The organism is Streptomyces sp. M41 (assembly GCF_043673425.1).
In the GTDB taxonomy this organism is placed as follows: domain Bacteria; phylum Actinomycetota; class Actinomycetes; order Streptomycetales; family Streptomycetaceae; genus Streptomyces.
In genome coordinates, this window is record NZ_JBIMKE010000026.1 from 14,251 (window position 1) to 32,915 (window position 18,665).

The following is an 18,665-nucleotide window of genomic DNA, read 5'->3' on the forward strand; positions in this document are numbered from 1 at the left end:
AAGGGATTTGCCTCTGTCGGCGGTGTTGACGTAATGTTGCGTTCACCGACGCGGGGTGGAGCAGCTCGGTAGCTCGCTGGGCTCATAACCCAGAGGTCGCAGGTTCAAATCCTGTCCCCGCTACTGAAGGCCTAGGGCCGGGATCCATATGGATCCCGGCCCTAGGCGTTTGTGACGACGGTCCCGCCCGCGGCCGAGCAGCGCAAAGCCCCGGCACTCGTCTGTGCCGGGGCTCGGGGTGAGGCGGCTGGGGCCTACGCCGCCGCGCAGTTCGGGCAGACGCCGCGGTACGTCACCTCGACGTCCGAGACCGTGAAGCCGAAGCGCTCGGAGTCGGGCAGGTCGGCCATCGGGTTGCCCGTCGGGTGCACGTCCCGGATGGCGCCGCACTGGGCGCAGACCAGGTGGTGGTGAGGCCGGTGGGCGTTCGGGTCGTACCGCTTGGCACGCCGGTCGGTGGAGACCTCGAGCACCTCGCCGAGGCTGACCAGCTCGCCCAGCGTGTTGTAGACGGTCGCGCGGGAGATCTCGGGCAGCTTGGCGACGGCTCGCGCGTGGACCTCGTCGGCCGTCAGGTGGACGTGATCGCCGGCGAGGACCTCGGCCACGACGCGCCGCTGTGCGGTCATCCGCCAGCCGCGTCCGCGCAGCCGCTCCAGAAGGTCACTCATGGGGACACCTTAACAGCAGGGGGACCAGGTTCCGAATGGGTGTGACTTTGGATCTTGGCTTGACTTGGACTCTGTCTACATGAATTGGACTGAAGTCCACATCGGCGGTACGGGCGAGCGACCGGTCGCCTGTGGCGGGGGTGTGTGCGGATGAGGGGCAGGCCGGACCCGGCCGGGTCCGGCCCGCCCCGCGCACCCAGGGTCACCTGGGCGGTGCGTGTTCGGCGTGCTAGGCCGGTACCTGCTGGCGTACCGGGGCCCAGCAGCGGATGATGTCGCGGACCGAGACGATGCCTACGGGCTCGTCGTGATCCAGGACGATCAGGTGCCGGAAGCCGCCGTGCGCCATGGCGCGGGCCGCCTCCTCCAGGGTCCACGACGGGGCTGCGAACACCACGTTGTTGGTGGTGTGGTCGTGGGCGCGTTCGAGGTCCGGGTTCTGTCCGAGGCCGACGGAGTTGAGGATGTCGCGTTCGGTGAGAATGCCGGTGCCGCCGGCGTCGGGGTCGTGGACCAGGGCCGCGCCGACCCGGCGGGCGGACATGAGTGCGGCGGCCTGGCGGAGCGTGTGCGTCGGGCCGATGGTGAGGACCACTGTGCTCATGGCGTCACGGACGAGCATGGAATGGAGCCACCTCCTGGAGTGCCCCCGGCCTTTGTTCATATTTTCACAAATGCACAAGTGGGGGGACTCTCAGGGTGGCAGGTAAAGCGCGGGTCAACAAGGGGGCGTGTGTGGCTGGTTGAGGGCGCATACCCACTGCTGTAACTGACCTGCGCCCCCGGCGCTCGACAAAGCACGTCGTCCAGCACCTGCAAGGAAAAGAGTGATGCGCCCCATGAAATACACCGTCTCCATCGAGATCGCCCTGCCGCGGGAGAAGGTGGCCCAACTGCTCGCCGACCCGGCACACCTGCCGAAATGGCTGCGCGGCCTCGTGGTGCACGAGCCGCTGAGCGGGGAACACGGGCAGCTCGGCACCAGGTCGCGAGTCGTGCTGCAAATGGGCCGGCGGAAGGTCGAGTGCACCGAGACCATCACACGCCGGGAACCGGCTGACCTGCGCGCGATCCCGAGAACGAGCGTCGTTCACTTCGACCGCGAGATCGTCGGCGAGGGCATGTGGAGCGCCGTGCGCGACCGGCTGACCGAAACCGGCCCGAAGTCGACGCTCTGGGAGAGCGAGAACGAATACCGGTTCAGCGGCATTCTGATGAAGCTGGTGGGGCTTCTGATGCCCGGCGCCTTTCGCAAGCAGTCGCACCAGCACATGCAGGACTTCAAGGCGTTCGCCGAGCGGGGAAAGGACGTCCGCGAAGCGGCGGACTGATCCGCCACAAGTCCGCCACAGATCACCCGCCACAACTGGTCAGGCGTCCGACGGCGTGGCGTGTTGATCTTCCCCGCGTTCGCGGATGACCGCCGGCTCCTTCAGTAACGCTGGTTCAGATAGCCCAGGAACTCGTCGTGCAGCAGGCCGTTCGAGGCGGCTGCGTTGCCGCTGTGGGGGCCGGGGCGGCCGTCCAGGCCGGTGAAGGTGCCGCCGGCCTCGGTGACGATGATCGCGGTGGCGGCCATGTCCCAGAGCGAGAGCTCCGGCTCCGCACAGAGGTCGACGCAGCCCTCGGCGACCATCATGTACGGCCAGAAATCGCCGTACGCGCGCGTGCGCCACACCTCGCGGGTGAGGTCGAGGAAGCCGTCCAGCCGGCCCTGGTCCTCCCAGCCGCTCAGCGAGGAGTACGCCAGCGAAGCGTCCGTCAGCTTCGAGACGCGGGAGACCTGCAACCGGGTCGCGGAGGAGAGGCTGCGGCCGGTGAAGGCACCGTGTCCCTGGGCCGCCCACCAGCGGCGGCCGAGGGCGGGGGCGGACACCACACCCACGACCGGCTGGTATCCGCCCTCGCTCGCCTCCATCAGGGAGATGAGGGTGGCCCACACCGGCACGCCGCGTACGTAATTCTTGGTGCCGTCGATCGGGTCGATCACCCAGCGGCGGGGACCGGTGCCCTCGACGCCGTACTCCTCGCCGAGGATCGCGTCTCTCGGCCGGGCCCGCTGCAACTGCCCCCGGATCAGCTCCTCGGCGGCCTTGTCGGCCTCGCTGACCGGGGTCATGTCCGGCTTGGTCTCGACCTTGAGGTCGAGCGCCTTGAAGCGGGCCATGGTGGCGGCGTCGGCGGCGTCGGCGAGGACGTGGGCGAGGCGGAGGTCGTCGAGGTAGTCCGGCATGGAACGAACGGTATCTGCCGTGGTCGGGATGGGGCTACCGGGCCCTGGGATCAAGAAGCGGCCATGTCGGGCGGGGAGGCCGGCGAAGCGGTCGTCCGCACCGCGGGAGGCGGCGTCCGACGCCACTGGCCCGCCACGGCCCCGCGCAGAGCGGCCGAATGGCGCCCCCGCGTGCCGTCGCGAACCCTTGACAGTGCCTCTGTGCGCGTCAAATCTGGGCGCAGAGCCGCTCGCCCAGGGAGGCGATGATGCCTGCAGCGCGGGAATCACTGCTGGACGCCGCATACACGGCGCTGGCGCGCCGGCCGTGGTCCGCCGTGCGCATGGTGGACGTGGCCGCGGCGGCCGGAGTGTCCCGGCAGACGCTGTACAACGAGTTCGGCAGCAAGGAAGGGCTCGCCCGGGCCCTGGTGAGGCGCGAGGCCGACGGCTATCTCGCCGGCGTGGACCGCGCGCTGGCCGGCCACAGCGACGCCCGCGACCGGCTCACCGCCACCGCGGAGTGGACGGCCGCCCTCGCCCGCGAGAACGGCCTCGTCCGCGCCATGCTCACCGGCTGCTGGAGCGAGCGACTGCCCTCGCCGACGCTGTCCGCGGTGCCGTCCTCCTCGGCCGTACCCGCACAGCGGCGGGCCGACGGGCCGCTTCCCTCGCCCGGCGACTTCGTGGCCCTCGTGCGCGACCGGGCCGTGGCGGTCCTCTCCGGCCCCGGCAGCACCAAGTCCGACACCGCCGAGGTCGCCCGCTCCTGCGAACTGGTCGTCCGCCTGGCCCTGTCCTGCGTGGCCGCCCCGCCCGGCGAGGGCGGCGTATCCGACCTCGTACGCTGCGCACTGCAACGGCAGTTGACGGGCTGAGGCGGGCTTCGCCGGGCGCGACTCAGTGCGCCGACCCCGACAGTTGCAGTCCGACGACCCCCACGATCACCAGGGTGATCGACACGATCTTCAACGTTGAGACGATGTCCCCGAGGAAGACCATCCCGTAGATCGCGGTGCCCGCCGCCCCGATCCCCGTCCACACCGCGTAGGCCGGGCCCACGTCCAGCTTTCTCAGCGCCAACGTCAGCAGACCGAAGCTGCCGAGGGCGAAGACGCAGAACGCGACGGTCGGCCAGAGCCGGGTGAAGCCGTGCGACAGCTTCAGGCAGACGGCGAAGCCGGTTTCGAGCAGCCCCGCCACGATGACCAGCAGCCACGCCATGTGCTGTCCTCCCGTTTCCCCACGTACTGTGCCGCTCAGTCAGGTTCGTCAGGCTGTGCCCAGGCTTGGATCCGGCTCGGTGCGATTATGCCCTTACCGGACTCGTACGGGGACAAACAACGCGGAGGTCAGTCACCTTCCGTGCGTTCCCGCGTGGCCAGCAGCCGCCGCAGCGAGTACAGCCGCGCCGGATCGGCATGCCCCTGCGACACCCAGTCGTCCAGGGCGCAGTCCGGCTCGTCATGACTGCACGCGCGCGGACAGCCCTCGGTTCCCGGTCCGAGGTCGGGGAAGGCGTGGATCACCCGGGACGGATCGATGTGCGCCAAGCCGAACGACCGCACCCCCGGAGTGTCGATCACCCAGCCGTCCGATTCCGACAGGGGCAGCGCAAGCGCCGACGTCGTGGTGTGCCGCCCCCGCCCCGTCACCGCGTTCACATGACCCGTCGAACGCCGGCGCTCCTTGGGCACCAACGCGTTCACCAGCGTCGTCTTGCCCACGCCCGAATGCCCGACGAACGCCGTGACCCGGCCGTCCAGATGCTCCCGCACCCGGTCGGCCGCACCGCCGTCGTCCAGTTCCTCACGGCTGGTGACGACATGGGGGATGTCCAACGCGCCGTACAGCTCCAGGAGTTTGTCCGGCGGCGCCAGGTCCGACTTCGTCATCACCAGCAGCGGCTCCAGCCCACCGTCGAACGCCGCGACCAGGCAGCGGTCGATCAGCCGTGGCCGCGGCTCGGGGTCGGCAAGGGCGGTGACGATGGCGAGTTGGTCGGCGTTCGCCACGACCACGCGTTCGAACGGATCGTCGTCGTCGGCGGTACGGCGCAGCAGCGACGTCCGCTCCTCGATCCGTACGATCCGCGCCAGCGTGTCCTTCTTCCCCGAGAGGTCGCCGACCAGCGCGACCCGGTCCCCGACCACCGCGGCCTTGCGGCCGAGCTCGCGGGCCTTCATCGCCAGCACGACCCGGTCCCCGACAAGGCAGGTCAGCCGCCCCCGGTCGACGGTGAGGACCATTCCCTCGGCCGCGTCCTCGTGCTTGGGCCGGATGTTCGTACGGGGCCGGGTGCCCCGGCGGCCGGGACGCGTACGGATGTCGTCCTCGTCGGTGTGCTTGCCGTAGCGGCGCATGACTGTTTCCCCGCGTCCCTACGCCCCGAGCATCCCGGTCCACAGTTCGGGGAAGTCGGGCAGGGTCTTCGCCGTCGTCGCCACGTTCTCGATGCGTACGCCCTCGACCGCGAGGCCGAGGATCGCGCCGGCCGTCGCCATGCGGTGGTCCTCGTAGGTGTGGAAGACGCCGCCGTGCAGCCGGCGCGGGCGGATGTGCAGGCCGTCGGCGGTCTCGGTGACATCACCGCCGAGTTCGTTGATCTCCTTGGTGAGCGCGGCCAGGCGGTCCGTCTCGTGCAGCCGCAGGTGCGCCACCCCGCGCAGGGTCGAGGGGGAGTCGGCCAGGGCCGCGACCGCCGCGATGCCCGGGGTCAGCTCACCGACCTCGCCCAGGTCCACGTCGATACCGTGGATCGCACCCGAACCGGTGAACACGAGCCCGTACTCGGTGAGTTCGCAGGAACCGCCCATCTCGGTGAAGATCTCGCGCAGCCGGTCACCGGGCTGGGTGGTGCGGGCCGGCCAGTCCGGGATGAGGATCTTGCCGCCGGTCACCAGCGCGGCAGCCAGGAACGGCTGGGCGTTGGACAGATCGGGCTCGACGGTCAGGTCCCGGCCGAGCAGGGCGCCCGGCGTGACCCGCCAGACGTTCGGCTCGCCGCCCGACTCCGGGGTGTCCACCTGGGCGCCGACCGAGCGCAGCATGTCGACGGTCATGCGGATGTGCGGCATGGAAGGGAGGGAGGAGCCGGTGTGCCGGACCTCGACGCCCTGGTTGAAACGCGGGCCGGACAGCAGCAGCGCCGACACGAACTGGGACGACGACGAGGCGTCGATCTCCACCGGGCCGCCCTCCAGCGCGCCCCCGCCGTGCACCGTCAGCGGCAGCGCACCCCGGCCGTCGTCGTCGATCCGGGCACCGAGGACACGCAGGGCGTCGATCACGCCGTGCAGGGGACGCTCGTACGACCTCGGGTCGCCGTCGAAGCGGATGGGGCCGTCGGCGAGCGCGGCGACCGGCGGCAGGAAGCGCATCACCGTGCCGGCGTTGCCGACGTCGACCGTGGCCGGTCCGCGCAGGCCCGCGGGCAGGACACGCCATGCCTCGCCGGTGCCCTCGGGGCCGACGCCCTCCTCGATGCCGACGCCCATCGCCCGCAGCGCGCCGGCCATCAGCAGGGTGTCGCGGGAGCGCAGCGGGCGGCGCAGCCAGCCGGGCTCGCTCGCCAGGGCGGCGAGGACGAGGGCGCGATTGGTGACCGACTTGGACCCGGGCACGTGGACCGTCGCGTCGACGGCTCCGCTCGCGTGCGGGGCGGGCCAGAGGGCGGTGGGTGCGGCGGGGTTTTGGGCCATGGGTTCACTTTATAAGCAGGCGGTCTCCGGGGTGCTGCGCCGTCGGGGCTGGTCGCACGGTTCCCCCGGCCGCTGTGACCTGGGCCCTTCGGGACGCGTCACAGGGCCAGCAGCCACCTGCCGCCGCCTATCAGCGAGCACAGCGACACCGCGTGGAACAGGAACAGCCACAAGCCCGCCGGCACATTGGTCAGCCGCGACAACTGGTCCGCGTCGGAGTCCCCCGCGCCCCCGCGCGCCCTCTTCGCCTGGAGCTCGAACGCCGGCCGCACCCCGCCCAGCAGCAGGAACCACACCACCACGTACGCGAACGCCGCCTGCACCTGGGGCCCCGCGAGCCACGAGACCGCCACGAACGTGCCGCCGGTGAGGAACACCGTCAGCGCCCCGTACGCGTTGCGGACCATCACCAGCATCGCCACCAGCAGAGCCGTCGCCAGCCACAGCAGCAGGGTGATCCGGCCGGAGGCCAGCAGCGCCGCGCCGCCGAGGCCCAGCAGGGGCGGCGCCGTGTAGCCCGCCGCCGCCGTGAGGATCATGCCGATGCCGTGCGGCTTGCCGCGGCTGACGGTGAGGCCGCTGGTGTCGGAGTGCAGGCGTATGCCGGTCAGGGTCCGGCCGGTCAGCAGCGCCACCAGACCGTGGCCGCCCTCGTGGGCGATGGTGATGGCGTTGCGCGACAGACGCCACGTGGCATGCGGGACGACGACGGCGAGCGCGGCGAGCAGGGTGGCGGCGACGACCCACAGATCGGGGTCGGGTTGGGTGCCGGAGACCTCGTCCCAGAGGGAGGCGAGCGAGGCGGATGCGGTGCTGTCCATGTAAGGCGATGGCTCCCTGTGGGCGAGTCAAAGGGGGTCGGCGCTCGGCGCTTTGTCGAGGAGTGGTGGTCGGGCGGTGGCCGGGCCTGGCAGTGTGGCACGTATGTGCGGACGGTATGCAGCGAGTCGTAGGCCCGAGGATCTCGCAGGAATCTTTGAGATCGAGAAGTGGGAACCCGAGGAAACCCTGGAGCCGGACTTCAATGTGGCTCCGACCAAGGAGGTCCACGTCGTTCTCGACCGTCCTCTGAAAGACGTGTCCGACCCGCGACCGGTTCGACAGCTGCGCAAGCTGAAATGGGGGCTGGTGCCGAGCTGGTCCAAGACCCCCGAGAGCGCCTTCAAGATGATCAACGCCCGTGCGGAGACGGTGCACGAGAAGCCGTCGTACCGGCGGGCCTTCTCCACCCGGCGCTGCATCATCCCCGCCGACGGCTACTACGAGTGGGTCACCGGAAAGCAGGAGCGGGACCTGGAGGTCGAGGGGAGGAAGAAACGGCCGCGCAAGCAGCCGTACTTCGTGCTGCCCGCCGACGGGTCGGTGTTCGCGATGGCGGGGCTGTACGAGTTCTGGCGGGACCGGACGCTGCCGGACGAGCATCCGCAGGCATGGTGGGCGACCTGCTCCGTCATCACCACGGAGGCGGAGACCACCCCGCTGGCGGTGGCCCCGGCCGAGGGCCCGCACGCACTGGCCGAGATCCACCCCCGGATGCCGCTGATGCTGACCCCGGACCGCTGGGACGCCTGGCTCGACCCCTCCCGCACCGACCCGGAGGAGCTGCGCACCCTGCTCGACCCGCCGCCCCCCGGGATGATGCGCGCCTACCCCGTCTCCACGCTGGTCAGCAACGTCCGCAACAACGGCCCGGAGCTGCTGAAGGAGCTGGACGGACCCGAAGAGGGCACACTCTTCTGACGTGACGAACGAGTCCGATGTGACGAACAAGTCCGATGTGACGACAGAGATCATGGGCACCGAGGCCGGCGACGCCCGCATCACCTGGCACCCGGCGAAGCAGGCCCGGCTGGTGCTGGCCGTCAGCCACGGCGCCGGAGGCGGCATCGAGGCGCGGGACCTGAAGGCGCTCGCCCAGGTCCTCCCCGGGCACGGCGTGACCGTCGCCCGAGTGGAGCAGCCCTGGCGGGTGGCCGGCAAGAAGGTGGCGCCCGCGCCGAAGACGCTGGACACCGGCTGGCGGGGTCTGTGGCCCGCGCTCGCCGCGCCCGGGCTGCCCGTGATCTCCGGCGGACGCAGCGCCGGCGCCCGGGTCGCCTGCCGTACGGCCGTCGAGCTCGGTGCCCACGCCGTGCTCGCCCTGAGCTTCCCCCTGCACCCCCCGGGCAAGCCCGAGAAGTCCCGCGCCGACGAGCTGCTCGGAGCCGGGGTGCCCACCCTCGTCGTCCAGGGCGGCAACGATCCGTTCGGCAGGCCCGAGGAGTTCCCCGACGGCGACCACGAGATCGTCGAGGTGCCCTACGGCGATCACGGCTTCGCCGTGCCCAAGCGGGCGCCCCTCGATCAGGACGAGGCCGTGGCGATCGTCACGGACGCGGTCGTCAAGTGGGTCGGGTCACTCGGGTAAAGCTCCGGGAATGCCGGGGCCCCTCCCTCTGTTGTGGCGGACAGCAGTGCTGGGCCACCAGCGCCGACGTCGTAGGAGAGGAAGTCCGCCGCATGGGTTCGACCATCTGCCCGGCCCGCAGCAGCCGCACTGACCTGGACTGGACGGTGCTGCACGCGGCCAGGACCGCTCCTATTCGAGGGGCGGCGGGGACGGCAGGTCGTCTATCCTCCGATTCAGGTGGGACCGGCTTCGGCCCTGCCCGGAATCTTGAGGAGGTGGGTCCGGTTCCCGGTACCGACGCAGGGACCGACAACGGCCAGGCGGAGCAGCCCGAGGGCCAGGGCATGAGCGTGGGCACGTCCACGGAGACGACCGCCGAGCGCAGCGCGCGCTTCGAGCGGGACGCGCTCGAATTCCTCGACCAGATGTACTCGGCCGCCCTGCGCATGACGCGCAACCCGGCCGACGCCGAGGACCTGGTGCAGGAGACGTACGCCAAGGCGTACGCGTCCTTCCACCAGTTCCGCGAGGGCACCAACCTCAAGGCGTGGCTGTACCGGATCCTCACCAACACCTTCATCAACTCGTACCGCAAGAAGCAGCGCGAACCCCAGCGCTCCGCGGCCGAGGAGATCGAGGACTGGCAGCTCGCGCGGGCCGAGTCGCACATGTCGACGGGCTTGCGCTCGGCCGAGTCGCAGGCGCTCGACCACCTGCCCGACTCGGACGTGAAGGAAGCACTCCAGGCGATTCCCGAGGAATTCCGCATCGCCGTCTACCTCGCCGACGTCGAGGGCTTTGCGTACAAGGAGATCGCGGACATCATGGGGACACCCATCGGTACGGTGATGTCCCGGCTGCACCGGGGCCGCCGTCAACTGCGCGGCATGCTCGAGGACTACGCCCGTGAGCGCGGCCTGGTCCCGGCGGGCGCCGGAGAGTCGAACGAAGCGAAAGGCTCGGGCTCATGAGCTGCGGAGAGCCGCACGAGACGGACTGCTCCGAGGTACTCGACCACCTCTACGAGTTCCTCGACAGCGAGATGCCGGACGTCGATCGCGACAAGTTCAAGCAGCACTTCCGGGAGTGCTCGCCGTGCCTGGAGAAGTACGGCCTCGAGGAGGCCGTGAAGAAGCTCGTCAAGCGATGCTGCGGCCATGACGACGTGCCCACGGACCTGCGTGCCAAGGTCATGGGGCGGATCGATCTGATCCGCTCCGGCCAGGCCGTCCCCGAGCACGATGTGACGGCGACGCCGCAGGAGTCCTGAACTCCCCTCCCTGGAACGGGCGGTCGTCACTCGAACGTGCTAATCGGCGGGTGATAGGCCCGCAGTTGCCCCTCTTTCCGACCTAGGCTCCGCGTTGAGCTGAGCAGGTCATGCCGAGGAGGGGCGACGAAGATGGACGCGACACCGGCCCGGGCGCGTGTGTACGTCGCCTGCGCGGTGCCTGCCGCTCTCGGATGCCTGCTTCCGCCGCCCACGACGGGCACATCCCTGTGGGCGGTCGCCCTGCTCGCCGTGCTGTACGCCGCCGGCGAGCAGATCTCGGCCCGCGGCCGGATCTCGGGCCCCTTCTATCCCGTCCTCCTCGCCGGGGCCTTTCTGCTGCCCCCGTCGGCCGCCGCGCTGGTGGCGGTGCCGGGGGCGCTGACCGCCCCTCTCGACGGGCCGCCGCGCCGGCTGCGACGGGTGTGGCGGGCCGCCCAGCTCACCCTCGCCGTGGCGGCCACCGCGAAGGTGCATGGAGCGCTCGGCGGCCGGGACGCCGTCGTGGCGTCCGACTTCCCCTACGCCCTGGTGCCCGCCGGCGCCGCGGTGCTGACGTTCTGTCTGGTGCTGACCGCGCTGGAGGGCGGCATCCTGGTGCTCGCCATGGGGGCACCGCCCACGCCCTTGCGGCAGTGGGGGAGGCTGCCGGGGCGGCGGCGCGTCTGGCGGGGACTGTTCCTGCGCTCCCTCGCGCCCATCGCCGTGCACGGGCTGGCCGGGCTGATGATGGCCGTGCTGTGGCGCAGCCCCTACGGCCCGGTCGCCGCGCTCCTCGTGCTGCTGCCGATGTGCGTGTCCTGGTGGGTGTTCGCCCAGTACCACCAGGAGCGCGCGGCCCATCAGGCGACCATCCGGGCGCTCGTCCAGGCCGTGGACATCAAGGACGGCTACACCCGCGGCCACAGCGAGCGGGTCGGGCAGGCCTCGATGCTGATCGCGCGTGAGCTGGGCATGGCCGACGAGCGCGTCGAGGTGGTGCGCTTCGCCGGGATCCTGCACGACGTGGGAAAACTGGGGGTGCCCACGCGGCTGCTGCGCAAGGACGGGCCGCTCACCCCCGAGGAGCGGCGGGTGATCGAGCTGCATCCCGAGTACGGGCACGAGATGGTCCGGGGGATCTCCTTCCTCGGCGAGGCCCGGGCCGCGGTGCTGCACCACCATGAGCGGCTGGACGGCAGCGGATACCCCTACGGGCTCCGAGGCGGCCAGATCCCGGAGTCGGCGAGGGTGGTGGCGGTCGCGGACGCCTTCGACGCGATGACGTCGACCCGCTCCTACTCACGGGCCCGGCCGGTGCCCGTCGCCCTGCGTGAGCTGGAGCGGTGCGCGGGCTCGCAGTTCGACCCCCGGATGGTCGCGGCCCTCGTCGCGGCCGTGCACCGCCACGGATGGCATCCCGCGGTCACTGCCGACGAAGCGAGTACGCCCCCTGCCCGCCCCCCGGCCACCAGCGCCCCGGGAGCGCACCGATGAACACGCCGGGCGCCGCCGCCCGACCGCGCGTCCTGCTCACTCTCGTCCACACCGCCGCCGCCCTCCTCGCCGCCGTGTCCCTCCTCGACACCCTCGGGCACGGCCTCGACGAACGCGGCGTCGCCCTCGCCTTCGGCGTCCTCGTCACCGCCGGCGAGCTCACCCGGTGGACCGGCAGGGAGCGCAGGGAGGCCGCCCCCCTCGGCGCCGCCGGAGCCCTGGCGTACGCCCTGCTGGGGGAGGACGGCGGAGTGCCGACGCACCACGGCGTCTTCCAGGTCCTGACCGTCGTCCTCGCCGCCTCGCTCCTCGGCGGCGTGCCGCACATCGCGCGTGGACGGCCCGTGCTCGACCACCTCGCCCGGCGCACGCTCACCGTCGGCTTCGCCGCCGTCTGCTTCCAGCCGCTGTACAACCAGGGCACGTTCCACGGCTGGGGCACCGCCTACGCCCTGCTCCTGCTGGCGATCCTCACGCTCACCGCGCTGTGCGACGCCCTGCTCGCCGCGGCGCTCGCGCACGCGCGCACCCGGTGGCCGTTCGGGCCGCTGCTGCGGGACGAACTGCGGGCCACTCTCGGGATCGGATCGGCCGTCTGTGCGACCGGCGCGGTGATGGCGCTCGCCGTCGCGGTGGTCGGGCTGTGGGCGCTGCCCGTCTTCTCGCTCCCGCTGCTGCTCACCCAGATGTCGCTGCGCCGGTACGCGGCCGTACGGGCCACCTACCGGCAGACCATCGCCTCCCTCGCCCGGGCCACCGAGATCGCCGGGTACACGCCCACGGGACACGCCCGGCGGGTCGCCGCGCTCAGCCGGGAGGTCGGGCGCGATCTCGGCCTTTCCGGGGCCGAACTCACCGTGCTGGAGTACGCGGCCCTGATGCACGACATCGGGCAGCTCAGCCTGGTCGACCCGGTGCCCGCCGGGGCCACCGCGGTGCTGCCCGTCGAGGAACAGCGGCGGATCGCGCTGCTGGGCGGCGCGGTCGTACGGCAGACGGGGGTGAATCCGCAGGTGGCGACGGTCGTGGAGCGGCTGGCGGATCCCTGTCCGGAGCAGCCGGTGGCCGCGCGCATCGTGCGGGCGGTGAACGCCTATGAGGAGAAGGCGCGCGACGCGGGGCCCGACGGGCCGCTGAAGGCGCTGGAGGAGCTGCGACTGGGCACCGCCGGGGACTACGCGCCGGAGGTGGTGGGGTCGCTCGCACGGGTGCTTCGCGTCCAGGGGGTGGGGTACAAGACTCCGGCGCGCTGGGGGTCTCCCCAGGCGCTCGGCTCCGGGGGAGCCTCGGGCAAGGGGGTGGCGGGTGACGGGCACGAGACTGTCTGACACCCCCTGTGGCTGGGTAACCCATGGGTAATGAGCGCCCTTCCAGCCGTACGTGGTTGGATGCGAATGAGAGTGTGTCCGGGGGCGAGCACTAGCCAGCCCACTCCACGGAACTGGCAGGCGGGAATCGTGAGGATCTTCGGCAAGGGACGGCACCGGCCCTCCGCCTCCTGGCGGCAGGCCACCGACCGGGCGTTCACGCTCATCGGCGACGGCCGGTACGAGGACGCGGGCGCGCTGCTGACAAGGGCCGCCGATCTGGAGCCCTGGCTGTCGGAGTCCTGGTTCAACCTCGCGCTGCTCCACAAGTTCCGGCACGACTGGGAACAGGCCCGGGCGGCCGGACTGCGGGCCGTGGCGCTGCTGGACCGGGAGACCGGGGCGCCCGACTGGTGGAACGTCGGCATCGCGGCGACCGCACTCCAGGACTGGCCGCTGGCCCGGCGTGCCTGGCAGGCGTACGGACTGCGGATGCCCGGCGGGGCCACCGAGTCCGGTGAGCCGGTCGGGATGGACCTGGGCAGCGCGGCCGTACGGCTCTCCCCGGAGGGGGAGGCCGAGGTGGTGTGGGGGCGCCGGCTGGACCCCGCCCGGATCGAGGTGCTGTCGATCCCACTGCCGTCCTCCGGGCGGCGCTGGGGCGAGGTCGTGCTGCACGACGGGGTGCCGCACGGGGAGCGGACCACGTCGTCCGGGCACGCCTATCCGGTCTTCGACGAGATCGAGCTGTGGGCTCCCTCACCGGTGCCCACCTGGGTGGTCCTCCTGGAGGCCGCCACCGAGGCCGACCGGGACGCGCTGGAGCAGCTGGCCGCGGACGCGGGCTTCGCCGCGGAGGACTGGTCGTCGTCCGTGCGGCTGCTGTGCCGGATGTGCTCGGAGTCGCGGATGCCGTCCGACGAGGGCGACGGCGAGCACCTGGACCCGCACGACCACAGTGAACCCGGTCACCCCGGGCCGCTGGGCCACCGCACGGACGGGCAGCTCTGGGTGCCGGAGCGGGAGTGCGGGGTGGCCGCGCCGGCCGCCCTGGTCCGGGGGTTGCTGGACGGATGGGTCGCCGACAGCCCGGACTCGCGGGACTGGCGGGACCTCGAAGAGGTCTGCTGAGCGGTTTCTGCCCGACGGTTCCCCTTTAGGCTGTACTCCGCAGAATTTCTCATGCTTGCAGGAAGGCATACGTCGGTCATGGCGCAGCAGGACACCGAGCAGCAGCACGCGGGCGTGCTCCCCGTGGACGACGAGGGCTTCGTCGTCGACACCGAGGACACGGAGGAGCGCGAGAACGCCTGGCGTGAGCGCGGCACCTCGCGGCCGATCACCGTCGTCGGGAACCCGGTGCTGCACAAGGAGTGCAAGGACGTCACCGAGTTCGGGGCCGAGCTGGACCAGCTGGTGGCGGACATGTTCGCCTCGCAGCGCACCGCCGAGGGCGTGGGCCTGGCCGCCAACCAGATCGGCGTCGACCTGAAGGTCTTCGTCTACGACTGCATGGACGACGAGGGCAAGCGGCACGTCGGTGTCGTCTGCAACCCGACCCTTGTCGAGCTGCCCGCGGACCAGCGCCGGCTGGACGACAGCAACGAGGGCTGCCTGTCGGTGCCGACGGCGTACGCGCCGCTGGCCCGCCCGGACTACGCCGAGGTGAGCGGGCAGGACGAGAAGGGCAACCCGATCAAGGTGCGCGGCACCGGCTACTTCGCCCGGTGTTTGCAGCACGAGACGGACCATCTGTACGGCTACCTCTACATCGACCGTCTCTCCAAGCGGGAGCGCAAGGACGCGCTGCGGCAGATGGCCGAGAACGAGCCTCGCTACCCCGTGGTCGCCAACGACTGAGGCACGCGGGCCGCGCCGGCTCGAAGCCCCGGCTCGAAGCCCCTCGGCGAACCCCTCAAGTGCCCTTCGTACGGCGCCCGTTCAGGACCCCCACCCTGAACGGGCGCCGTTCGTATGTCCGTCGTACGTTCGATCCCATACCTGTAGATACTGATCTCGTGGGGTAGTGAATGAAGCAAACTCGTTCCCAGAACGGTCAGTTGTGGTGCTGAATGTAAGTGCGGGGATACGCAACGGCGCACGCCCGGCACAGCGGGCGGGGCGTGTACAACTGGCGGGCTGAGAGGGGTTTGTTCGTGCACGCTTTCTCACGCAGCACCACATCGACACCGACGGCGGTACCGGTACCACCGACGCTCTCTCTCCCGGTGATCGAAGAAGCGTTTCCCAGGCAACTCCACCCGTATTGGCCCAGGCTCCAGGAGAAGACCCGCACCTGGCTCCTCGAAAAGCGGCTGATGCCGGCCGACAAGGTCGAAGAATATGCCGACGGCCTTTGCTACACCGACCTCATGGCGGGGTACTACACCAGCGCCCCCGAGGACGTCCTCCAGGCGATAGCGGACTACAGCGCGTGGTTCTTCGTCTGGGACGACCGGCACGACCGTGACATCGTGCACCATCGCCCGGCCGACTGGCGGCGGCTGCGAGTCCGCCTGCACGCGGCCCTCGACTCCCCCGAGGACCATCTGCGCCACGGCGACCCGCTGGTCGCGGGCTTCGCCGACAGCATGGTGCGGCTGTACTCGTTCCTGCCCCACAGCTGGAACACCCGGTTCGCACGCCACTTCCACGCGGTGATCGAGGCGTACGACCGGGAATTCGGAAACCGGACCGCCGGACATGTCCCCACCGTGGAGGAATACCTCGCACTGCGCCGGCTCACCTTCGCACACCGGATCTGGACCGATCTGCTGGAGCCGAGCGCACAACTAGAACTGCCGGACGCGGTACGAAAACACCCGGCATACCGGCGGGCGGCTTTACTGAGCCAGGATTTCGCAGCCTGGTACAACGATCTCTGCTCGCTCCCGAAGGAAATCGCGGGGGATGAGGTCCATAATCTCGGAATCAGTCTTGTCACTCACGACGGGCTGACTCTGGAAGAAGCGGTGACGGAAATCAGGCGGCGCGTCGAGACCTGTATATCCGACTTCCTCGACGCCGAGCGGGACGCTCTGGAATTCGCCGACTCGCTGGCCGACGGCACGGTGCGCGGAAAAGAACTCGGCGTCGCCGTGCGGACCTGCGTCGGCAATATGCGCAACTGGTTCAGCTCGGTCTACTGGTTCCACCACGAGTCCGGCCGGTACAAGGTCGACAGCTGGGACGACCGGTCCACGCCCCCGTACGTCCACAACGAAGCGGCAGGTGAGAAATGACCGTCGAGTCCGTGCACCCCGAAGCCCAGCCCCGAGCGGCTTCGGACCTGCGTGAACCGCCCCTTGCGGGCGGCGGAGTCCCCCTTCTCGGCCACGGCTGGAAGATGGTCCGCGACCCACTCGCCTTCATGTCCCGGCTCCGGGACCACGGAGACGTGGTTCGGCTGAAGCTCGGCCCGAAGACGGTGTACGCCGTCACCACGCCGGAGCTCACCGGCGCACTGGCACTGAGCACCGACTTCGAGATCGCCGGGCCGCTGTGGGAGTCCCTGGAAGGTCTGCTCGGCAAGGAGGGTGTGGCCACGGCGAACGGCCCTCGGCATCGCCGTCAGCGGCGCACCATGCAGCCCGCCTTCCGGCTCGACGCGATCCCCGGGTACGGGCCGATCATGGAGGAGGAGGCGCACGCGGTCACGGTGCGCTGGCAGCCCGGCGAGATCATCGACTGCACCTTCGAGTCCTTCCGGATCGCCGTGCGCGTGGCCGCCCGCTGTCTGCTGCGGGGCGCGTACATGGACGCGCGGGCCGAGCGGCTGGCCGCCGCGCTGGACACCCTCTTCAGGGGCATGTACCGGCGGATGGTGATCCCGCTCGGGCCGCTTTACAAACTGCCGGTTCCGGCCAACCGCGCATTCAATCGCGCCTTGGCCGATTTCCATCTCCTGGTCGACGAGATCGTGACCGAACGCCGGGCATCCGGTCAAAAGCCGAACGATTTGCTGACGGCATTGCTGGAGGCGAAGGACGAAAATGGCGACCCCATTGGGGAGCAGGAGATCCACGATCAGGTCGTCGCGATACTCACTGCGGGCGCCGAAACCGTGGGCTCCACGATCATGTGGCTGCTCCATGTGCTCGCAGAACACCCGGAACACGCCGAGAGGGTACGCGCGGAGGTCGAATCCGTCACCGGCGGCCGGCCCGTGGCATTCGAGGACGCCCGCAGGCTCCGGCACACCAACAATGTCGTCGTGGAGGCAATGCGTTTGCGCCCCGCCATCTGGATTCTGACCCGGCGGGCGGTCTCCGATACATCACTCGGTGGCTATCGCATTCCAGCCGGGGCCGACATCGTCTACAGCCCGTACGCCATCCAGCGCGACCCGAAGTCGTACAGGGACAACCTCCGCTTCGAGCCCGACCGCTGGCTTCCGGAGCGCGCCAAGGAGGTGCCGAAGTACGCCATGAGTCCGTTCGGCGTCGGTAACCGCAAGTGCCCGAGCGACCACTTCTCGATGGCGATGCTGACGCTGATCACGGCGGCGCTCGCCGGCGCGTACCGCTTCGAGCAGGTGCCCGGCTCCAAGGACGCGACCCGGGTGGGCATCACCCTCCACCCGAACAAACTGCTGCTGAGGACGTTGCCGAGGGGCTAGAGCGGAGGGGCTGGAGCGGAGGGGACGCGTGGTCCAGGGGCGGCTCAGGCGGCGGTCGGCCCCTGGAAGGTCCTGCGGTAGGCGTTCGGGGTGGTCCCGAGGGCCCGCATGAACTGGTGGCGCAGCGCCGCCGCCGTACCGAACCCCGTGCGGCCGGCGATCGCGTCCACCGTCTCGTCGGTGGCTTCCAGCAACTCCTGGGCCAGCAGCACCCTTTGACGCAGCAGCCAGCGGTAGGGAGTGGTGCCGGTCTCCTGCTGGAAGCGGCGGGCGAAGGTGCGCGGGGACATGTGCGCGCGCTCGGCGAGCTGCTCGACGGTGACCTCCTCGTCGAGGTGCCGCTCCATCCACGCCAGTACCTCGCCGACCGTGTCGCACTGGGAGCGGGGCAGCGGGCGCTCGATGTACTGGGCCTGCCCGCCGTCCCGATGCGGCGGGACGACCATCCGCCGGGCGATCTTGTTGGCGACCTCGGGCCCCTGCTCCTGGCGCACGATGTGCAGACAGGCGTCGATGCCGGCGGCGGTGCCGGCCGACGTGATCACCGGGCCTTCGTCGACGTACAGGACGTCCGGCTCGATGATCGCCTTCGGGTTGCGCAGCGCCAGTTCGCCGGCCTGCCGCCAGTGCACACTGCACCGCCGCCCGTCGAGCAGTCCGGCCGCCCCCAGGACGAAGACGCCGGAGCACACGCTGAGCACCCGCGCACCCCGGTCGACGGCCCTGACCAGGGCGTCCAGCAGCTCGGCCGGGTAGTCCCGGACGACATAGTCACGGCCGGCCGGCAGGGTGATCAGGTCGGCCTCCGCCAGCCGCTCCAGGCCGTACGGTGTGGAGACGGTGAGCCCGCCGACATGGGTGCTCAGCGTCGGTCCCTCGGCCGAGACGACCGAGAAATCGTAGGTGGGCAGTCCCTCGTCGCTGCGGTCGATGCCGAACACCTCGCAGACGACGCCCAGTTCAAAGGGGTGCACGCCGTCGAGCAGGACGGCCGCCACGTTCTTCAGCATGCTGCCAGTAT

The 18,665-nt window shown here is 70.6% G+C and carries 20 protein-coding genes and 1 tRNA gene; 13 read left to right on the forward strand and 8 right to left on the reverse strand.

All coding sequences use genetic code 11. The annotated features are described in order from the left end of the window. Positions 1-49: 49 nt before the first annotated feature. Positions 50-123 (forward strand) — tRNA-Met (locus tag ACHBTE_RS26905). 131 nt (positions 124-254) lie between these two features. Here the strand turns inward: ACHBTE_RS26905 and ACHBTE_RS26910 are convergent. After that, positions 255-671, reverse strand: a complete 417-nt coding sequence (locus ACHBTE_RS26910; protein WP_394726693.1) for a Fur family transcriptional regulator — start codon at positions 669-671, stop codon at positions 255-257. 229 nt (positions 672-900) lie between these two features. Beyond that, complete coding sequence (locus tag ACHBTE_RS26915) at positions 901-1,293, reverse strand: cyclic nucleotide-binding/CBS domain-containing protein (RefSeq protein ID WP_394726694.1); 393 nt, start codon at positions 1,291-1,293, stop codon at positions 901-903. 208 nt (positions 1,294-1,501) lie between these two features. Here ACHBTE_RS26915 and ACHBTE_RS26920 point away from each other — a divergent pair, with 208 nt between their 5' ends. Then, on the forward strand, positions 1,502-2,002 hold the full coding sequence (locus ACHBTE_RS26920) for an SRPBCC family protein (RefSeq protein ID WP_394726695.1): 501 nt from the start codon (positions 1,502-1,504) through the stop codon (positions 2,000-2,002). A gap of 101 nt (positions 2,003-2,103) precedes the next feature. Here ACHBTE_RS26920 and hisN read toward each other — a convergent pair whose 3' ends face one another. Further along, entirely contained in the window at positions 2,104-2,904 is an 801-nt protein-coding gene (gene hisN, locus ACHBTE_RS26925) for a histidinol-phosphatase (RefSeq protein ID WP_394726696.1), read from the reverse strand. A 248-nt stretch (positions 2,905-3,152) separates the two neighbouring features. Here hisN and ACHBTE_RS26930 point away from each other — a divergent pair, with 248 nt between their 5' ends. Further along, on the forward strand, positions 3,153-3,761 hold the full coding sequence (locus tag ACHBTE_RS26930; RefSeq protein ID WP_394726773.1) for a TetR/AcrR family transcriptional regulator: 609 nt from the start codon (positions 3,153-3,155) through the stop codon (positions 3,759-3,761). A 22-nt stretch (positions 3,762-3,783) separates the two neighbouring features. Here the strand turns inward: ACHBTE_RS26930 and ACHBTE_RS26935 are convergent, their stop codons facing one another. From ACHBTE_RS26935 to ACHBTE_RS26950, 4 genes are all read right to left on the reverse strand, one after another. Next, the gene (locus ACHBTE_RS26935) at positions 3,784-4,107 is read right to left on the reverse strand and encodes a DMT family transporter (RefSeq protein ID WP_394726697.1); all 324 of its coding nucleotides are present in this window, start codon (positions 4,105-4,107) and stop codon (positions 3,784-3,786) included. Between the two features lie 128 nt (positions 4,108-4,235). After that, positions 4,236-5,246, reverse strand: coding sequence for a ribosome small subunit-dependent GTPase A (gene rsgA / locus ACHBTE_RS26940; protein ID WP_394726698.1), 1,011 nt, complete (start codon positions 5,244-5,246; stop codon positions 4,236-4,238). Between the two features lie 18 nt (positions 5,247-5,264). Further along, positions 5,265-6,584: a 3-phosphoshikimate 1-carboxyvinyltransferase gene (aroA, locus tag ACHBTE_RS26945; protein WP_394726699.1), complete on the reverse strand. Its 1,320-nt coding sequence runs from the start codon at positions 6,582-6,584 to the stop codon at positions 5,265-5,267. A 98-nt stretch (positions 6,585-6,682) separates the two neighbouring features. Then, positions 6,683-7,405, reverse strand: coding sequence for a M50 family metallopeptidase (locus ACHBTE_RS26950; RefSeq protein ID WP_394726700.1), 723 nt, complete (start codon positions 7,403-7,405; stop codon positions 6,683-6,685). Positions 7,406-7,508: 103 nt separating this feature from the next. On the opposite strand from ACHBTE_RS26950, the gene ACHBTE_RS26955 reads away from it, so the two are divergent. The 10 genes from ACHBTE_RS26955 (at position 7,509) to ACHBTE_RS27000 (ending at position 17,644) form a co-directional block, all read left to right on the forward strand. Continuing rightward, positions 7,509-8,324, forward strand: coding sequence for an SOS response-associated peptidase (locus ACHBTE_RS26955; protein ID WP_394726701.1), 816 nt, complete (start codon positions 7,509-7,511; stop codon positions 8,322-8,324). A gap of 52 nt (positions 8,325-8,376) precedes the next feature. Beyond that, positions 8,377-8,991 carry an alpha/beta family hydrolase gene (locus tag ACHBTE_RS26960; RefSeq protein WP_394726774.1) on the forward strand — a complete coding sequence of 205 codons (615 nt, stop codon included), beginning with the start codon at positions 8,377-8,379 and terminating at the stop codon, positions 8,989-8,991. A gap of 257 nt (positions 8,992-9,248) precedes the next feature. Then, positions 9,249-9,944, forward strand: a complete 696-nt coding sequence (sigR, locus tag ACHBTE_RS26965) for an RNA polymerase sigma factor SigR (protein WP_394726702.1) — start codon at positions 9,249-9,251, stop codon at positions 9,942-9,944. Further along, complete coding sequence (gene rsrA / locus ACHBTE_RS26970) at positions 9,941-10,243, forward strand: mycothiol system anti-sigma-R factor (protein ID WP_394726703.1); 303 nt, start codon at positions 9,941-9,943, stop codon at positions 10,241-10,243. The genes sigR and rsrA overlap by 4 nt, the downstream gene beginning before the upstream one ends. A 132-nt stretch (positions 10,244-10,375) precedes the next feature. After that, positions 10,376-11,719 (forward strand): HD-GYP domain-containing protein, encoded by a 1,344-nt coding sequence (locus ACHBTE_RS26975; protein WP_394726704.1) that lies wholly within the window; start codon positions 10,376-10,378, stop codon positions 11,717-11,719. Beyond that, complete coding sequence (locus ACHBTE_RS26980; protein WP_394726705.1) at positions 11,716-13,047, forward strand: HD-GYP domain-containing protein; 1,332 nt, start codon at positions 11,716-11,718, stop codon at positions 13,045-13,047. Before ACHBTE_RS26975 ends, ACHBTE_RS26980 begins: the two co-directional genes overlap by 4 nt. A 129-nt stretch (positions 13,048-13,176) precedes the next feature. After that, the gene (locus ACHBTE_RS26985) at positions 13,177-14,157 is read left to right on the forward strand and encodes a tetratricopeptide repeat protein (protein ID WP_394726706.1); all 981 of its coding nucleotides are present in this window, start codon (positions 13,177-13,179) and stop codon (positions 14,155-14,157) included. Positions 14,158-14,235: 78 nt separating this feature from the next. Continuing rightward, positions 14,236-14,886, forward strand: coding sequence for a peptide deformylase (gene def, locus ACHBTE_RS26990; RefSeq protein WP_394726707.1), 651 nt, complete (start codon positions 14,236-14,238; stop codon positions 14,884-14,886). 296 nt (positions 14,887-15,182) lie between these two features. Then, a complete protein-coding gene (gene cyc1 / locus ACHBTE_RS26995; RefSeq protein WP_394726775.1) occupies positions 15,183-16,268 on the forward strand; it encodes an epi-isozizaene synthase in 1,086 nt (361 codons plus the stop codon). Then, entirely contained in the window at positions 16,265-17,644 is a 1,380-nt protein-coding gene (locus ACHBTE_RS27000; RefSeq protein WP_394726708.1) for a cytochrome P450, read from the forward strand. Before cyc1 ends, ACHBTE_RS27000 begins: the two co-directional genes overlap by 4 nt. A 44-nt stretch (positions 17,645-17,688) precedes the next feature. On the opposite strand, the gene ACHBTE_RS27005 is transcribed toward ACHBTE_RS27000, so the two are convergent. Further along, entirely contained in the window at positions 17,689-18,654 is a 966-nt protein-coding gene (locus ACHBTE_RS27005) for a helix-turn-helix domain-containing protein (RefSeq protein ID WP_394726709.1), read from the reverse strand. Between the last annotated feature and the right edge of the window lie 11 nt (positions 18,655-18,665).

What these genes read in the sequence shown, in the direction of transcription:
- ACHBTE_RS26910 (WP_394726693.1), bottom strand. Translation starts at nt 671, where the DNA reads ATGAGTGACCTTCTGGAGCGGCTGCGCGGACGCGGCTGGCGGATGACC.
- ACHBTE_RS26915 (WP_394726694.1), bottom strand. Translation starts at nt 1,293, where the DNA reads ATGCTCGTCCGTGACGCCATGAGCACAGTGGTCCTCACCATCGGCCCG.
- ACHBTE_RS26920 (WP_394726695.1), top strand. Translation starts at nt 1,502, where the DNA reads ATGCGCCCCATGAAATACACCGTCTCCATCGAGATCGCCCTGCCGCGG.
- hisN (WP_394726696.1), bottom strand. Translation starts at nt 2,904, where the DNA reads ATGCCGGACTACCTCGACGACCTCCGCCTCGCCCACGTCCTCGCCGAC.
- ACHBTE_RS26930 (WP_394726773.1), top strand. Translation starts at nt 3,153, where the DNA reads ATGCCTGCAGCGCGGGAATCACTGCTGGACGCCGCATACACGGCGCTG.
- ACHBTE_RS26935 (WP_394726697.1), bottom strand. Translation starts at nt 4,107, where the DNA reads ATGGCGTGGCTGCTGGTCATCGTGGCGGGGCTGCTCGAAACCGGCTTC.
- rsgA (WP_394726698.1), bottom strand. Translation starts at nt 5,246, where the DNA reads ATGCGCCGCTACGGCAAGCACACCGACGAGGACGACATCCGTACGCGT.
- aroA (WP_394726699.1), bottom strand. Translation starts at nt 6,584, where the DNA reads ATGGCCCAAAACCCCGCCGCACCCACCGCCCTCTGGCCCGCCCCGCAC.
- ACHBTE_RS26950 (WP_394726700.1), bottom strand. Translation starts at nt 7,405, where the DNA reads ATGGACAGCACCGCATCCGCCTCGCTCGCCTCCCTCTGGGACGAGGTC.
- ACHBTE_RS26955 (WP_394726701.1), top strand. Translation starts at nt 7,509, where the DNA reads ATGTGCGGACGGTATGCAGCGAGTCGTAGGCCCGAGGATCTCGCAGGA.
- ACHBTE_RS26960 (WP_394726774.1), top strand. Translation starts at nt 8,377, where the DNA reads ATGGGCACCGAGGCCGGCGACGCCCGCATCACCTGGCACCCGGCGAAG.
- rsrA (WP_394726703.1), top strand. Translation starts at nt 9,941, where the DNA reads ATGAGCTGCGGAGAGCCGCACGAGACGGACTGCTCCGAGGTACTCGAC.
- ACHBTE_RS26975 (WP_394726704.1), top strand. Translation starts at nt 10,376, where the DNA reads ATGGACGCGACACCGGCCCGGGCGCGTGTGTACGTCGCCTGCGCGGTG.
- ACHBTE_RS26980 (WP_394726705.1), top strand. Translation starts at nt 11,716, where the DNA reads ATGAACACGCCGGGCGCCGCCGCCCGACCGCGCGTCCTGCTCACTCTC.
- def (WP_394726707.1), top strand. Translation starts at nt 14,236, where the DNA reads ATGGCGCAGCAGGACACCGAGCAGCAGCACGCGGGCGTGCTCCCCGTG.
- ACHBTE_RS27000 (WP_394726708.1), top strand. Translation starts at nt 16,265, where the DNA reads ATGACCGTCGAGTCCGTGCACCCCGAAGCCCAGCCCCGAGCGGCTTCG.
- ACHBTE_RS27005 (WP_394726709.1), bottom strand. Translation starts at nt 18,654, where the DNA reads ATGCTGAAGAACGTGGCGGCCGTCCTGCTCGACGGCGTGCACCCCTTT.